The organism is Synechococcus sp. W55.1 (assembly GCF_047461655.1).
Lineage (GTDB): Bacteria > Cyanobacteriota > Cyanobacteriia > Thermostichales > Thermostichaceae > Thermostichus.
In genome coordinates, this window is record NZ_JANSHN010000025.1 from 39,150 (window position 1) to 54,199 (window position 15,050).

17 protein-coding genes and 1 pseudogene are annotated in these 15,050 nt (G+C 59.1%); 13 read left to right on the top strand and 5 right to left on the bottom strand.

The genetic code is table 11. From position 1 onward, the window contains the following. Positions 1-354: 354 nt before the first annotated feature. Positions 355-930 carry a pseudouridine synthase gene (locus NW816_RS11835; protein ID WP_414374822.1) on the bottom strand — a complete coding sequence of 192 codons (576 nt, stop codon included), beginning with the start codon at positions 928-930 and terminating at the stop codon, positions 355-357. 148 nt (positions 931-1,078) lie between these two features. Between NW816_RS11835 and NW816_RS11840 the strand changes: the two genes are divergently transcribed. Further along, positions 1,079-1,504, top strand: a complete 426-nt coding sequence (locus NW816_RS11840; protein WP_414374820.1) for a hypothetical protein — start codon at positions 1,079-1,081, stop codon at positions 1,502-1,504. Positions 1,505-1,569: 65 nt separating this feature from the next. On the opposite strand, the gene NW816_RS11845 is transcribed toward NW816_RS11840, so the two are convergent. After that, positions 1,570-1,749: a hypothetical protein gene (locus tag NW816_RS11845; RefSeq protein WP_414409281.1), complete on the bottom strand. Its 180-nt coding sequence runs from the start codon at positions 1,747-1,749 to the stop codon at positions 1,570-1,572. Between the two features lie 86 nt (positions 1,750-1,835). On the opposite strand from NW816_RS11845, the gene nadC reads away from it, so the two are divergent. From nadC to NW816_RS11865, 4 genes are all read left to right on the top strand, one after another. Beyond that, positions 1,836-2,693 (top strand): carboxylating nicotinate-nucleotide diphosphorylase, encoded by an 858-nt coding sequence (gene nadC / locus NW816_RS11850; RefSeq protein WP_414357502.1) that lies wholly within the window; start codon positions 1,836-1,838, stop codon positions 2,691-2,693. 237 nt (positions 2,694-2,930) lie between these two features. After that, on the top strand, positions 2,931-4,199 hold the full coding sequence (locus tag NW816_RS11855; protein WP_414409282.1) for an FAD-dependent oxidoreductase: 1,269 nt from the start codon (positions 2,931-2,933) through the stop codon (positions 4,197-4,199). Further along, a complete protein-coding gene (thiS, locus tag NW816_RS11860; RefSeq protein ID WP_414357500.1) occupies positions 4,187-4,384 on the top strand; it encodes a sulfur carrier protein ThiS in 198 nt (65 codons plus the stop codon). The genes NW816_RS11855 and thiS overlap by 13 nt, the downstream gene beginning before the upstream one ends. A 32-nt stretch (positions 4,385-4,416) precedes the next feature. Then, positions 4,417-5,244 carry a thiazole synthase gene (locus NW816_RS11865; protein WP_414409283.1) on the top strand — a complete coding sequence of 276 codons (828 nt, stop codon included), beginning with the start codon at positions 4,417-4,419 and terminating at the stop codon, positions 5,242-5,244. A gap of 22 nt (positions 5,245-5,266) precedes the next feature. Here NW816_RS11865 and NW816_RS11870 read toward each other — a convergent pair whose 3' ends face one another. Continuing rightward, positions 5,267-5,899 carry a class I SAM-dependent methyltransferase gene (locus NW816_RS11870; protein ID WP_414409284.1) on the bottom strand — a complete coding sequence of 211 codons (633 nt, stop codon included), beginning with the start codon at positions 5,897-5,899 and terminating at the stop codon, positions 5,267-5,269. Positions 5,900-6,075: 176 nt separating this feature from the next. Here NW816_RS11870 and NW816_RS11875 point away from each other — a divergent pair, with 176 nt between their 5' ends. The 3 genes from NW816_RS11875 to NW816_RS11885 all read left to right on the top strand — a co-directional run bounded on the left by NW816_RS11875 (position 6,076) and on the right by NW816_RS11885 (position 8,310). Continuing rightward, positions 6,076-6,807: a M50 family metallopeptidase gene (locus tag NW816_RS11875; protein ID WP_414344389.1), complete on the top strand. Its 732-nt coding sequence runs from the start codon at positions 6,076-6,078 to the stop codon at positions 6,805-6,807. Between the two features lie 131 nt (positions 6,808-6,938). Beyond that, on the top strand, positions 6,939-7,079 hold the full coding sequence (locus tag NW816_RS11880) for a hypothetical protein (RefSeq protein WP_414344387.1): 141 nt from the start codon (positions 6,939-6,941) through the stop codon (positions 7,077-7,079). A gap of 115 nt (positions 7,080-7,194) precedes the next feature. Further along, positions 7,195-8,310, top strand: a complete 1,116-nt coding sequence (locus NW816_RS11885) for a glycosyltransferase family 4 protein (RefSeq protein ID WP_414409285.1) — start codon at positions 7,195-7,197, stop codon at positions 8,308-8,310. Positions 8,311-8,405: 95 nt separating this feature from the next. On the opposite strand, the gene NW816_RS11890 is transcribed toward NW816_RS11885, so the two are convergent. Then, positions 8,406-9,389: an ABC transporter ATP-binding protein gene (locus NW816_RS11890; protein ID WP_414344385.1), complete on the bottom strand. Its 984-nt coding sequence runs from the start codon at positions 9,387-9,389 to the stop codon at positions 8,406-8,408. A gap of 298 nt (positions 9,390-9,687) precedes the next feature. Here NW816_RS11890 and NW816_RS11895 point away from each other — a divergent pair, with 298 nt between their 5' ends. Both NW816_RS11895 and NW816_RS11900 read left to right on the top strand, forming a co-directional pair. Further along, positions 9,688-10,482, top strand: a complete 795-nt coding sequence (locus NW816_RS11895) for a CDP-alcohol phosphatidyltransferase family protein (RefSeq protein WP_414409286.1) — start codon at positions 9,688-9,690, stop codon at positions 10,480-10,482. Positions 10,483-10,615: 133 nt separating this feature from the next. Then, complete coding sequence (locus NW816_RS11900; RefSeq protein ID WP_414409287.1) at positions 10,616-11,473, top strand: methyltransferase domain-containing protein; 858 nt, start codon at positions 10,616-10,618, stop codon at positions 11,471-11,473. Positions 11,474-11,520: 47 nt separating this feature from the next. Here the strand turns inward: NW816_RS11900 and NW816_RS11905 are convergent, their stop codons facing one another. Then, a complete protein-coding gene (locus NW816_RS11905; protein ID WP_414407449.1) occupies positions 11,521-12,141 on the bottom strand; it encodes a uracil-DNA glycosylase in 621 nt (206 codons plus the stop codon). Positions 12,142-12,421: 280 nt separating this feature from the next. Between NW816_RS11905 and NW816_RS11910 the strand changes: the two genes are divergently transcribed. The 3 genes and pseudogenes from NW816_RS11910 to NW816_RS11920 form a co-directional block, all read left to right on the top strand. Next, positions 12,422-13,882, top strand: coding sequence for a TldD/PmbA family protein (locus tag NW816_RS11910; protein ID WP_414409288.1), 1,461 nt, complete (start codon positions 12,422-12,424; stop codon positions 13,880-13,882). Between the two features lie 20 nt (positions 13,883-13,902). Further along, positions 13,903-14,745, top strand: coding sequence for a DUF4351 domain-containing protein (locus tag NW816_RS11915; RefSeq protein ID WP_414409289.1), 843 nt, complete (start codon positions 13,903-13,905; stop codon positions 14,743-14,745). Between the two features lie 4 nt (positions 14,746-14,749). Further along, positions 14,750-15,050, top strand: a pseudogene (locus tag NW816_RS11920) (RNA-guided endonuclease TnpB family protein); the annotation flags it as partial.

Sequence of the window (15,050 nt, forward strand, 5' to 3'; positions counted from 1 at the left end):
GGGTGAGACGCCTGAGCCACTGAGAAAGTCTTCCGCCCGAGGGTGGTTGCAGAAGCAGCGTGGAGCATTTTGAAAGCGTCTTAATCTAACTTGAAATAACTGCAATGGGTCAGAAAATCAATGGTTTAGCTAGTCCGCTGGGAAGCCTCGCCCTCTATGCATCAGCATGAGGGTCGGGATGAAAGGCGGTCTTTGTGCTGTGGTCAACCTAGCTGTACAGAACAGCTTTGTTGGAATCTGGTGCAGCTACGCGGTGGGACATCCTGTGTCTGCTCGCTGAGGGTTCTTGCGATAGCTACCCGTTGAGGCGAGAAGCCTGCTCCGTACTACCTAGCAGTCGGAGTCGGGAGTACGTCACGGAAAACAATATTGCCGTAGCTGGGCCAGTTCTGCCTCGCTGAGATCTTGCCACTGGCCGGGAGCAAGCCCCACCAGAGAAAGAGGCCCCAGTCCAACCCGAACCAACCGCAAAGTTGGGATCCCAACGGCGGCAGTCATGCGGCGCACCTGGCGATTGCGACCCTCCCGCAGCGTCAGTTCCAGCCAGGTGGTGGGGATGGAGCGGCGAAAGCGGATGGGGGGATCCCGTGGCGGCAGGGTGGGTTCCTCAGCCAAGACCTTAACCTGGGCCGGGCGCGTTTTTCGCCCTTGGATGATCAGCCCCTGTTGCAACTGTTGCAGGGCTTGGGGGGTGGGGATCCCTTCCACCTGAACCCAGTAGGTGCGCTCATGGCCGAACTTGGGGTCGATCAAGCGGGCATTGAGGCGACCATCATCGGTCAGCAGGAGCAGCCCTTCGCTGTCGCGATCCAACCGCCCCACCGGATAAACTTTGGGCACCGGAATAAAAGACTTGAGGGTAGGCCGTCCCGCTTGGTCGGTGAATTGGGTGAGCACGCCATAGGGTTTGTAAAACTTGAGATAGCGCATGACACACAAAATGACAAAACTGGTGAACCCAATCTTTCCAATCTTTAAGATTTGGCAGAAAGATTTGGCAGAGCGGCTTCAACGGTAAGATCAAGCCTTAAGGAGCAACATCCCTCCACCGCCAGCAGCGTTTGACGGAGCTCACCCCATGACCATAGACAACAATTTACTTTGGGTTTTGATTGGAACAGCGGGGCTCTCTCTCCTCAGCCTGGTGTACGTGCTGGTGGACGAGGGCAACAAACGCCGCCGCTACGAACAGCAAAAGGAAGAAAAAGAAGAAAGAGAAGCTGCTCAACCACCTGCGGTCGTTCCTGAAGAAGAAGCCGGGATCCCAACTGCCCCTCCTCCTTCTGCTCCGGAACCTGTTGCCGCCCAGCCTGCTTCAGTGCCACACACCGCCGACGTGCTCACAGAAGCGTCGCCTGGCGATAACGAGGAGCCAGAAACCTCCCCGGAAGCCGTTCGCGCCAGCGGGACGGAGTCCTTGCCTAACCTTGAGGACTCTGCTCTTGCTCAGGAGCCGGACACAGCGCCCGAACCAGCAGAGGAGAGGCCGAAAGACACCCCGTAGCCGCTTTTTCCGGCTTTGGGGAAGTTTTGGGGATAGATGGGATGGGGTCGCGCAAGGGGGGAGCTTCATGTCCTCAGCAGGGTTTGTTCTCCATAGCGCAGCGTCATCTCCAAAGCCGCGAGACGGTTGCCCCAAACTTGAACTCGATAGGGATTGCGCAGAGATTCCAACCGCATCCAAGTGGCAAGATTGGCTTTCAAGTTGCCCAGTTGATGAAGATTCCTGCCGGTGGGAGAAAAATCCACAGGCGGTGCCAGGGCAGGCGAGGGATCCTGTTGCTTGTTCAGGCTGAGAAGTAGGGCTTATCCTGGAGCCTAAAACCAAACCGAAAATGGAAGAAGTTTACATACCTGAGGAGACCCTTCGCGCTTGGCTGTGGGAAGACCTGGGGCACGGCGACCTCACCACAGAGCTGACCCTACCCCCAGGACTGGAGGGTGAAGCGGTAATCCTGGCCAAGGAGACAGGGATCCTGGCCGGTCTGGAGATTGCCAAGCGGGTTTTTCGGCTGGTGGATCCCCAGGTAGAGTTCACCCCTGGGGTGGAGGAAGGGGCCAGGGTGGCTGTCGGTCAAGAAGTGGCCCACCTCAAGGGATCCCTGCGGGGCATCTTGGCAGGAGAGCGGCTGGCCCTCAACCTTCTCCAAAGGCTGTCCGGCATTGCCACCCTCACTCGCACTTATGTAGAGGCTCTCCGGGGAACCTCAACCCAGCTCCTGGACACCCGCAAGACCACTCCCGGCCTGCGCGCCCTGGAGAAGTATGCAGTACGGGTAGGGGGCGGCAAAAACCACCGCTTTGGGCTGTTCGACGGCATCTTGATTAAGGAAAACCACATTATTGCTACGCAACACTGTCGCGACCGCGGCACGGGAGGCGTTTTGGCAGCCGTCAAGCGGGCCAAGGAAGGCGCTCCCCACCACCTCAAGGTGGAGGTGGAGGTGCGGGATCTCCAGGAACTGGAAGAGGCTTTGGCAGCAGGAGCCGATCTCATCCTTTTGGATAACTTCACCCTGGAAGAAATCCAGACAGCCGTCCAACGGGTGGGAGGAAGAGTTCCCCTCGAGGCCAGCGGCAACATGACCCCGGAACGGGCCAGGCAAGTGGCCGAGGCAGGCGTGAATTACGTCAGCGTCGGGGCTCTCACCCACTCGGCCAAGGCTTTGGATCTCTCTTTGCTGGTGGTGTGACCAAGAAAACTGGGTTTGGCGCTCCGCGCCGCTAAAGCGAACAAGCTCCGCCCTACCGCTACGCGGTTCCCCTTGGTGGGCCGTAGGCCTTAGCAAGCTAGTAGAGCGGCTTTTGCTTTATCGCACAGCCCACTCAAGTAGACCGTCGGGTCGTGGTCGAACAACACTGTGCCCACCCCTGGGATGCTGTGGGAACAGATTCATCGCAGAACCCGAGAGCCTATCATGGGATCCAGTATGGAATCCATCGTGCCAGTGGTGCGGGGCACTTTAACCCTTCCACCCTCCTCTTCTCTGACAAATCCGGCAGCCAGCCTGACGGGCCCATCCGCTGCTGCGTCAGCAGTAGGGATCACTTTGCCTTGGGCAGCGCAGCGGGATCCCATCCTTGTCCTCGGGGCTGGGCTGATGGGGCGTTTGTTGGCCGCCAGCCTTGTCGAGGTTGGGCATCCCGTCCGCATTGTGGAGGCGGCTCCTGCTGCTGCTGTTGAGAGCAGTGCTGCCCATTTTGCCGCTGCTATGCTGGCTCCCCTAGCCGAGTCTGCCATCGCCGAAGCCAGTGTGGTGGCCCAGGGATACTACGCCCTTTCTCGTTGGCCCTCTCTTTTGGCCAGCTTGCCGCAGCCGGTTTTCTTTCAGCAAGAAGGCACTCTGATCCTCTGGCACCGCCAAGATGCCGGGGAAGCCAGACGTTTCTCGTCCCTGCTGGCCGCTGTGGTGGAGCGCCTTCCCGCTCTCCCTAAGCCCCAGCCTCTGGATGCTCAGGCTCTGGCCGAGCTGGAGCCGTCGGTAGCCGGGCGATTTGTGCAGGGTCTGTATCTTCCCCAAGAGGGCCAACTGGACAACCGCCAACTGTTGGCAGCTTTACTGGCCAAGCTGCGGCAGCACGAGGTGGAGGTGGAGTGGGGTTGCCCCTGGGATCTGAAGCAGGCCCAAGCCTGGCAGCAACAAACCGGAGGCTGGGTTTTGGATTGCCGCGGCCTGGGGGCCCAAAAAGAATGGGGCGGGCCAAGACTGCTGCGCGGAGTTCGGGGTGAGGTGGTGCGCCTGTATGCCCCGGAAGTCTCTTTGCGGCGCCCAACCCGGCTGTTGCATCCTCGCTATCCGATCTACATCGCTCCCAAGCCGGGACACCTGTTCGTAGTGGGAGCCACCGAGATCGAATCTGAGGATCGCTCGCCGGTGAGCGTTCGCTCGGCTTTGGAGTTGCTCAGCGCCGCCTACGCCGTACATCCTGCCTTTGCAGAAGCGCGTATCCTGGAATTGGGCAGCCAATGTCGTCCCACCTTGGCGGATAACCTGCCAGCCGTGGTGGAGCGCTCACCTCGCCTGTTGCAGATCAACGGCCTCTATCGCCATGGCTTTCTGATCTCCCCGGCCATCCACGATGCTGTCTTGGAGTATCTTCACCAGGGCAGTTGTCGCTTGGCTCAGCAGCTTGGGATCCCCTTTCAGGTGCAGGCTGCCCCTCTTTCCGGTGAGTCCCTGTCGCCATGCGTGTCTTGATCAACCAGAAGCCTTACGATTTGCCGGAAGGCACCACTTTGTCCGAAGCAGTGGCTCAGGTGGGGGCCAGCGGCCCTTTTGCGGTAGCGGTTAATCTGAAGTTTGTGCCGCGTGCCCAATACGAGCAAACTCGTCTGCAAGAAGGCGACCAGGTGGAGATCGTCGCTCCGGTTGCCGGCGGCTAGCGCTCAAGTCCGCTTTTCTATCTGCCTCAGCCATGTCCACCCTTCTCCATTGCTCTCCCTCAACTCTGGCCGATGAGGATCCTTTGGTTCTCTACGGCCAACCATTGCCCAGCCGTCTGATGTTGGGTACGGCTCGCTACCCTTCGCCGGCCATCTTGGAGCAGGCGGTGGCTCGCGCGCAGCCCTGTTTGTTGACGGTTTCTCTGCGGCGTCAAGGGGCACTGGGGCCAGAAACTTCCCAGAGGTTTTGGGCCCTGTTGCAGAAGATGGGGATCCCGGTTCTGCCCAACACCGCCGGTTGTCACAGCCTGCAGGAGGTGATCACGACGGCGGAGATGGCGCGGGAGGTGTTCGGCACCGACTGGATCAAGCTGGAGTTGATCGGGGATGACTACACGCTGCAGCCGGATCCCGTGCAACTGCCCACTGCTGCTGCTGAGCTGGTCCGGCGCGGCTTTAAGGTGCTGCCCTATAGCACCGACGACCTGGTGCTCTGCCAGCGGCTTTTGGATGCTGGCTGTGAGGTGGTGATGCCCTGGGCGGCCCCCATCGGCACCGGCAAAGGCCCCCTCAACCCCTACAACTTGCGCCTGCTGCGGGAGCGGATCGAGGCGCCGCTGATCGTGGATGCCGGCTTGGGCCTGCCCTCCCATGCCTGCCAGGTGATGGAGTGGGGCTTCGACGGGGTGCTGCTAAACACGGCGGTGGCCTTGGCCCGGGATCCGGTGGCCATGGCCGAGGCCTTTGCAGAAGCGGTGCGCTCAGGCCGCCGAGCCTACCTGGCCGGGGCCATGATCCCTCAGGAAACAGCTCAGCCCAGTACGCCTGTCCTCGGCACTCCCTTTTGGCACCAGGGCTGACTGTCGCTCTCAGGGGTGCAGCTCAGGCGGCAGGCTTTCGCGCCTGGATAACCTGTAGAGCTCCCCCAGCGTGGAGGGTCTGCCGGATGGATTGCCAACCCTGCTGCTGCAAATGCTCGGGCAAGTCCAGCTTGAGTAGCTCCCAGGCGGTCTCGGTTTCAAACAGGGCCAAAAAGAGGGCCAGCCCAGGCCAGATCAAGGGTTGTCGAGGCGCGTGCAGATCCAGAATCAAGAGTCCTCCCCCCGGCTTGAGCACCCGCCACACTTCCCGCAGCACCTGCTCCAAATCTGCGAAGGACAATTCGTGCAGAGCCAAGCTGGTATGCACCCAATCAAAGCTGGCATTGGGAAAGGGCATATCCTGGGCAAAGGCTTCCACAAATTCCACCTTGGGGAGGCGTTTGCGGGCCGCTGCCAGGGCTCTTGGTGAAGCATCCAACCCAATAACCTGCTGGCTCAGCTCCGCCAACAGTGGGGTCACTTCAGCCGGGCCACAGCAGAGATCCAACACCCGATCCTGGGGATGAATCTGGATCCCTTGCATGGGCAATCTCCGCAACCGCTCATATCCGCCCACTGCCAGGGCAGCCCCGCGACTGATGCTGCGGTAAAGCCAAGGAAATTGATAGCTCCAATCCCGCAGGAAGGTGGCCATCGCCAGGGATCCCTCAGAGTCTTTTTCAGCCTACCTGACCTACATCCATTGCAAACTGGTTTGAGACATATGTTTTTCTGGATTTTCTCGGGGTTGGCTTGGAACTCTCCTCTGCCGGCAGTCGTCTAAGAAGACGAGGCGTTTTAGGCTTTTTTCTGTCTACCCACTGCTGCTCTATGACTCAGTTTGAGCTGCCTCCCTCCCCTTCCGAGAAACCTGGCCGGCACAGCTTGGTTTGGTTGGTGGCTGCTGCAGGTCTGACGGTCTTGCTCTGGCAGCTCCCCTGGGGCAACTATATCCTCTACCCCTTTACGATTCTGGCCACCTGGTTTCATGAGATGGGCCACGGCTTGACGGCAGTGCTGTTGGGTGGGGAGTTTCATCGTCTGGAGATCTATCCCGACGGGTCGGGGTTGGCCTTTCACAGTGGGCACTTGTTTTTGGGGCCGGTGGGTCGAGCTTTGGTGGCCGCCGGTGGGCCAATGGGGCCCCCAATGGCCGGGGCGGTTTTTATCCTGGCTTCTCGTCGTCAAGGTACGGCCCAGTTGGGGTTGTTGGCTTTGGGATCCCTGCTGTTGCTGTCGGCGGTGCTCTGGGTGCGCTCTCTATTTGGCCTGTTGCTGATCCCGGCTATTGGGCTGGGGATCTTGGCGGTGGGCTGCTGGGCTTCCCCTTGGTTGCGGGGCTTTGCCGCACAGTTTTTGGGGGTGCAGGCCTGTGTGAGCACCTACCACCAGCTCGACTACTTGTTTACGGCCTCTGCCGTGATCAATGGGCAGGTGATCCACTCCGATTCCAGCCAAATTGCCCAAAACTTGTTCTTGCCCTACTGGTTTTGGGGAGGGGTGATGGCGGTATCTTCTTTGGTGCTGCTGATAACCAGCTTGCAACTGACGTTCCGAGACTAACCGGCGGGGGGCAAAGCCGCAATTTTGGCAGTGATTTGTGTCACGCAAAAATCCGTCCTCCATCACTGCCCAGTCGAGAAAACCGCCGCTACAGTAATGGGCAAGAGGAGTGAGGAGCTGAGGAGTGGAGCATGTGGCGGGATATTATCGGGCTGGCCCTGGCGGCGACCCTACTGTTGATCAGCAAAACCGCCGCAGACACGCTGGGCCAAAGCCAGGTGCAGACTTTCACCGAACCTGAGCCGATGCCCTACTCTGCACCGGTGGAATGAGGTACTTGAGTCTGCTGACGGAGGTTGTAGCAGCGTTGCCGTTTTGTGCAACACTCATTCTAGAGTCTTTAAGGGCTCCGTCCGAGTAGCGCGAACGGTAGGCTTGGGATCCCTGATGCGCATAGCCCTATTTACGGAGACGTTTCTGCCCAAGGTGGATGGCATCGTTACCCGCCTCTGCCACACGGTGCGTCACCTAACCGCTCGAGGCAACTCGGTGCTCATCGTCGCGCCCCGGGGAGCCCCCCGGCGGTTTGCACGGGCACGGGTCTACGGGATCCCGGGGATGCCACTGCCTTTGTATCCAGAGTTGAAGCTGGCCGCCCCTGGCCCGGCCATCGGTAAGTTGCTCAGCCGTTTCCGACCGGATGTGATCCACGTGGTGAACCCGGCGGTTTTGGGATTGGGGGGCCTCTACTACAGCCAGACGATGGGGATCCCACTGGTGGCGTCCTACCATACCCATCTGCCGAAGTATCTGAAGCATTATGGGCTGGGCTTTCTGGAAGGGGTTTTGTGGAATCTCCTGAAGCTGGGGCACAATTTGGCGCGGGTCAATCTTTGCACCTCAACGGCCATGATGCAGGAGCTGAGCGCCCACGGCATTGAGCGGGTGCAACTGTGGCAGCGGGGAGTGGATACGGAGTTGTTTCATCCCCAGGCTGCCAGTCCAGAGATGCGGGCTCGGCTCACCGCAGGGCAACCGGAACGGCCTCTTTTGCTCTATGTGGGGCGGCTTTCGGCTGAGAAGGAAGTGGGGCGGATCCGGGTCTTGTTGGAGCAGATCCCCCAAGCCCGCTTGGCTATTGTGGGAGATGGGCCAGAGCGGGGATCCCTGGAGCAACATTTTGCCGGCTACGATGTGGTGTTTACGGGCTATCTGCAGGGGGAGTCTCTGGCAGCGGCCTTTGCTTCGGCGGATTTGTTCGTGTTCCCCTCCCGCACCGAGACCTTGGGGCTGGTTCTGTTGGAAGCCATGGCTGCCGGTTGTCCGGTGATCGCCCCCCGCTGCGGCGGCATTACCGATGTGGTGGACAGTGGGCGCAATGGCTTTCTGTTCGATCCCAATTCGGATAGCGACTTTGTCCAGGTTACCCAGCAACTCCTGAGCAGCGTCGGGCAGCGGCAGCTCTTCCGACAGCAAGCTCGCCAAGAGGCAGAACGTTGGAGCTGGTCGGCAGCCACCCAACAGTTGGAAGGCTACTACCGGGCTGTTATTGCCGCCGATTAGCGGTGCGGAGCACAGAGTCCCCTACTGGGAAATACTCAGGGCAGAACTCCGTCCTGCTCTCGGGGTTCTCCATAGCACCAGTGCGAACGGCCAGCCTAGGCAGAGACCGGATGATCCCCTTCAATGGCCCGCACTTGCTCCACAAAGAATTCTTCTAGGGATTGCCGTTGCCAATGCAAGTCGGTGACCAGTGCCCCCGCTTGGTTCAAAAGGCTCAGCAACTCCGGTAGGGATCCACTCCATTCCCCCGACCAATGGGATCCCTGAATCGAGAAGTGCTCTAGGCGGTCGCGGAACTGTTCGACGGCGCCACCGTGCCCCTGTACCCGATAGCTTTTGCTCTCTCCCAGCAAGTCATCCAAAGTTCCCTGATGCACCAATTTGCCGCCGATGATCAGGCCGACTCGGTTGCAGATAACTTCCACATCCGCCAGGATATGGCTGTTGAAAAACACCGTTTTGCCCTGCTGCTTGAGGGACAGAATGATCTCGCGCATTTGATAGCGGCCCATGGGATCCAGTCCCGACATCGGCTCATCCAGAAACACCAGCTCTGGGTCGTTGATCAGCGCTTGGGCCATGCCAGTGCGCTGCAGCATGCCCTTGGAGTAGGTGCGCAGTTGTTTTTTGCGGGCCGTATCTATAGAAAGCCCCACCAGCTCCAGCAGTTGCGGGATCCGCTCCTTCAACAGGCTATTGGGCAGACCAAACACCTTGCCGGCAAACTGGAGAAACTCCCATGCCGTCAAGTAATCGTAAAAATAGGGGTTCTCCGGCAAATATCCCACCTGTTGCTTGATGGAGCGATCCCCCAGGGGTTTGCCCAGCAAAGTGCCGCTGCCGCGGGTGGGCTCCACAATGCCCAGTAGGCATTTGATGGTGGTGGTTTTCCCGGCCCCGTTGGGCCCCAGCAGCCCAAAGGTTTCTCCGCGGGCCACAGTCAGAGAAAAATCTTTGAGGGGGCTGACCACCTTGTTCAGCCAAAATCCTGTGCGATAGGTTTTGGTCAGGCCGGTGATGGCAATGACCGGCTCTGGTGCCGCGAACGCTTCTGCTGGGGAAGTGGGGGTCTCGCTCATGGACTCGCTCGTAGGTATGTTGGAGTTGAGGGAGAAAAAGGTGCCGCGAACACCGAGTTAAGGAGCACACAGTCCGCCAGGCGATAGGCTACCCAGCCTAACCTTTAGTTTACCCACAGGCTTTGTCCCAGCCTAGGCTTGCCGCAGCACTTCCAGTAGAGGAAAGGGGCCAGAGCAAACATACTCCGCGTAGGTATCCGCTTCATTCGCAACAGCGGTGCGGTTCCTTTGCCGTAGGCACAGCACTTTGCTCTGACCTCCCTTCAGTAGCATTCTCATCATCTGGGATGATTCTGGGATGATGATTTCCATCGCGTTGGCGGTGCGGAGCAAGAAAATTGAATCCAGAGGTTTTGTGCCTCTGGCCTCTGGGATCCCAGCCGGTGGTGATCATCGGCAACAGCGTTGCAGAGCAATAAGAAAGGAGTGTTTCTTGCTGGATAAGGTGCTTAGGCAGTGGAAGGAGCGGCTGTTGGCTCCAGTGCTGCAAACCCCTCTCCAACAGGTGCATCCCCTAGCCATTACCCTGTCGGGGTTTGCCATGGGCCTGGCCTCTGGGACAGCGGCAGCTTACGGGGCCTACAGGTGGGGGCTGGGCCTGTGGTTGCTGAACCGGTTTATGGACGGGCTGGACGGCACGTTGGCTCGTCTGCAGGGACGGCAAAGCGATCTGGGGGGCTACCTGGATATGCTGCTGGACGTGGTGGTCTACGCAGTCGTTCCCCTGGGGCTGGCCTTTCACCAGGGATCCCTGCTGGGCTATGCTTCTCTGGCTCTGATGCTGGCCAGCTTTTACATCAACCTTTGCTCCTGGATGTATTTGGCAGGGCTGTTGGAAAAACGGCGTTCGCGACAGCGTTGCGGAGCAACAAGGACGGATGGCACTGTCGGGGCGGGATCCCTGGATGAACTGACCAGCTTAAGTATGCCGTCGGGGCTTATCGAGGGCAGCGAAACCATCTTTTTCTACGGCTTGTTTTTCCTTTTCCCGGAGTACATGGTGGGCTTGTTTGGGCTGATGGCGATTCTGGTGCTCTTGAGTGCTGTGCAGCGGTTGGTTTGGGCGCTGGGATCGCTTTCTGCTCCAAGGTGAGCCCGGAAAGGGTCTGTTACTATGGCTCCGTCCGGCTGGCGCGAGTTGGGTTACAAGGGTTCCCCATCAGATTTCACCGGGCGAGAGGATCCAAAATAAATCCAAAATAAAAAAGCCATGGAGATCTGTTGCCATGACCTCCACCCTCAACCAACGCATTCGCCACTTCTACGATGCCTCCTCCGGCCTCTGGGAGCGGGTGTGGGGGGAGCACATGCACCATGGCTATTACGAGCCGGGCCAAACCGGTAAGGATCGCCGCCAAGCTCAGATTGACTTGATTGATAGGGTTATCCAGTGGGGCCAGATCGGGGATCCCTGCCCTCCCCAGCACATTCTTGATCTTGGCTGTGGCATTGGGGGAAGCAGCTTGGAGTTAGCCCGGCGCTTTGGGGCACAGGTTACGGGCATTACCCTCAGCCCCGTCCAAGCCAAGCGGGCTACGGAGCGCGCCCAAGAGGCCGGCCTGAGCAACAAGGTGCGATTTCAGGTGGCCGATGCCCTGGAGATGCCCTTTGCAGACAACACCTTTGATCTGGTGTGGTCTCTGGAAAGCGGCGAGCACATGCCGGATAAGCGGCAGTTTCTGGCCGAGGGCTGGCGGGTCTTGCAACCGGGCGGGCAGGTGATGGTGGTAACCTGGTGCCACCGCGAGGGATCCCTGAGTCGGCAGGATCAACAGCTTTTGCAGAAAATCTACGAGGTGTACTGCCTACCCTATGTGATCAGCCTCTCCGGCTACGAGGTTCTGGCCCAACAGGTGGGCTTTGAGCAGTTGCGCAGTGCTGACTGGTCGGAGCGGGTGGCCCCCTTCTGGGATGAGGTGATCGCTTCCGCCCGCGACTGGCGCTGGATCCCGGCTTTGCTGCGCAGCGGCTGGGTTACCGTTCGCGGGGCGCTGGGGCTGGGCCTGATGCGTCAGGCTTATGCCACCGGCTTGCTCCGCTTTGGCCTCTTGACTGGGTTCAAACCTGGGGATCAGCCAAGGTAGGGATCCCTTGCTCTCCTTTGGGAGGAGGGGCGCTTGGGGAAATGGGCTCAAAAGTTGGGCTGGGGCGGTGCTGTGCCGGTGAGTTCCAGATACTTTTGCTTCACCGCCTGAATATCCTGCCACATCAACCACTTGGGGCTGCCAGGGGTGCGGTCTGGGTTGCGCAGCAGATAGGCCGGGTGAAAAATGGGCATACACCAGCGTCCCTGCCACTGGATCCATTCCCCGCGGATCTTGGTGATCCCTCGCTTCTCGCCCAAAAGGGAGCGCACCGAGGTGGCCCCCGTGAGCAGAATAATCCAGGGATCCACCAGGCGAATCTGCTCCAACAGATAGGGACGGCAGGCGTCCATCTCCTCCTGGGTGGGCACGCGGTTGTTAGGGGGGCGGCACTTGACCACATTACAGATGTAGGTGTCCTGCTCGGGATCCAGCCCCACCGAAGCCAGGATTTTATCCAGCAATTGTCCCGACTTGCCCACAAAAGGCAGCCCCTGCAGGTCTTCGCTTTCCCCTGGCCCCTCTCCGATGATTAAAATCCTTGCCTTGGGGTTGCCCCGATGCACCACCACATGGGTACGGCTGGCTGCCAAGTCGCAGCGCTGGCATACCAAACAATGCTGCTTCAGTTGCTCCAAATCCCTGTAAGTGCCGGGGGGGATGGGCACCTGGGCCGACAGGGGGATCTGATCCCACTGGGGGAGTGTCTCCTCCGCCGGGGCTGGCGGCTCGATGGGATCGTCAAACAGGCTGGGCTGAAGCTCCGGCGGTTTTTTCTTGGCAGCCATTGCAAGTCGAGGTTTCCTTGTGCAGCGATCTTCGATTGCTCCCCCGCCCTTGTCAAGCTCAAGGCCAACCTGCCGGCAGGGGAGAACCTTTACTCCTTGTTAAACTGAGAAAACGAAAACTTGCGCCGGCCTTAGCTCGTCTCTACTCCCTGAGCCTGCCATGCTGCTTTTGTCCAAAGAACTGCCCAACCTGAACTACCGTCATACTCTACAGCGCTTCGACGAGGATTGGCGGGATCCCCTCTCTGCCCTGTTGGGCTGGGGGCGCGCTGCCGGTGCCGATTTGGTGGAGATTTTTCTAGAACGGGGCAATTCCATCAGTTGCCTGGCCGAAGATGACGCCATCACCAGCATCACCCCACGGCTCTCCACCGGGGCCGGCGTGCGGGTGTTTCGCGGCTTGGCCGACTGCTACGTCAGCACCAACGATCTGTCCTTTGCCGGTCTCAAGGCTGCTCTGGAGAAGGGCCTTTCGCTGATGGGCTTCACCCCTCCTGGCCCCACAGCGCTGGTTTCTGCCATCAACCTGGAGATGCTGCAGGACTACGCCGAGCGTCGCCGCAAAGATGGCTGGTTGAAGGAATGTAGCCCCATTGCGGAGATGGGGGAGATCCTGCTCAAAGCCAACGAGCAACTGGGTCGCCAAGCCCGCCATGTGCAGTCCCGCCGCACCACCTATTTCCGCGATTGGCAAGAGATTCTGGTGGCCTGCAGCGATGGCACCTTTGTGCGGGATGTGCGCCTCACCCAATCCGTGAGCTCTACGCTGCTCTGTGCCGATGGATCCCATCGCGCCTCTGTCAGTCAACGCTCCGGCGGTACGGGGGATCCCAACTTTTTGCGCCGTTGGGATCTGGAGGCCCACAGCCGGGAACTGGCAGAAGCCGCCGGCCAGATGCTCTATGCCGACTATGTGGAATCCGGCACCTACCCGATTGTGATGTCCAACGCCTTTGGCGGCGTCATTTTCCACGAAGCCTGCGGCCACTTGTTGGAAACCACCCAAATTGAGCGCAAAACCACGCCCTTTGCCGACAAAAAAGGCCAGAAGATTGCCCACAAAAACCTTACCGCCTGGGATGAAGGTCTCTCTGAAGGGGCCTTTGGCAGCCTGGATGTGGATGACGAGGGGATGCCCGTCCAGCGCACTCTGCTGATCGAGAAGGGCATTTTGAAAAACTTCTTGGCGGATCGGGCTGGCTCAATGCGCACCGGCCACCCTCGCACCGGCAGCGGTCGCCGCCAAAACTACACCTTTGCCCCCGCCAGCCGTATGCGCAATACCTACATTGCCCCCGGAGATGCAGAATTGGACGATCTTTTTGCTTCTATCGACAAAGGCATTTACTGCAAGCGTATGGGGGGAGGGAGCGTCGGCCCCACTGGGCAATTTAACTTCGCCGTCGAAGAAGCCTATCTCATCGAAAACGGCAAGATTACCAAACCCCTCAAGGGAGCCACTCTGATCGGAGAAGCCAAAGACATCTTGACCAAAATTTCCATGTGTTCTAAGGACCTCAGCTTGGCAGCTGGGTTCTGTGGCTCTGTAAGTGGCAGCATTTACGTCACCGTCGGGCAGCCTCACATCAAGGTAGATTCCATTACCGTGGGCGGTCGCTAATTCCAGGGATCCACCTCGACATGGCCTATGACAACGTCTGCAAATATCTGGCCGAGCGTTTCCCAGAGCAGTTTGCCCGCTGGCTCATGGGAGAAGTGGCTCGGCTCCGACTCTATCGGAGGTATCCTCACCTATCGGTGCAGCAGGTGGTCATTGACTTGCGCAAAACGGGGTCGGAGCGAGTTTTCCAGACCTCTTTTCGTCTAGAGAGGCTGAGCCATGAGTTTGATGTTGTCCGCCTGTGGGAATGCGATTTGAGGGCCGGAGCGGATCGGCAAGCCCTGCTACCGTTTCGGGTTCTAAGCCAGGTGGAAGATCCAGCAGAAACCTTGCGAGAGGTGGTCAGTGAGCTAGAGAGCTTGGCAGACCCCAGTGAGAGAAGGGAATTGGCAGCCGCAACAGCCGTCTTGGCGGGACTAGCATTGGATCGGGGTTTGATTCGACAAATCATGAGGTCTTTGGATATGAGGGAATCGGTGATCTACCAAGAGTGGCGGGCAGAAGCTCTGCGAGAGGGGCTGGAAGAAGGGCGCAAAGAAGGACGCAGAGAAGGACTACAACTGGGCCTGCAACAAGGGCTACAACAAGGATTGCAACAAGGATTACAACAGGGATTGCAACACGGGGAAGCAACGCTGGTTTTGCGGCTGCTCAGGCGGAAGTTGGGATCCCTTGACCCGGCCCTTGAGAATAAGATTTGGGCTTTGTCAACGTCACAACTGGAGGCGCTGGGGGAAGCTCTGTTGGACTTCAACAGCTTGGAGGATTTAACTGCCTGGCTGGCCCGTCAGCTAGAAACCGCAGGAGCCCCGCTCTCTGCCCACAGGGCAAGGGTCGGGAGGAATGTGAGTAAAATGCAATAAGGCTATGACCCAAGTCCTGACCGTTTCTTGCAAGCTCAAGGTGTCCCAGTCGCAAGCCGCCAAATTGGACGAGACCTTGGCTGCTTTCGGCCAAGCCTTGAACTGGGTCAACCAAAACACACCCGAGAAAGTCGTCAACCCACTGAAACTCCAATCCCTGTGCTACTACGAAATCCGTGCCCGTTTCGGCTTGTCCAGTAATTTGGCTCAACAGATATGCAGACGGGTAGCGTCTGCCCGCAAGGTGGCACAACAGAAAAACCGCCCGGTCAAAGCGTTCAAGGGTGGCTTTGCTACCTATGATG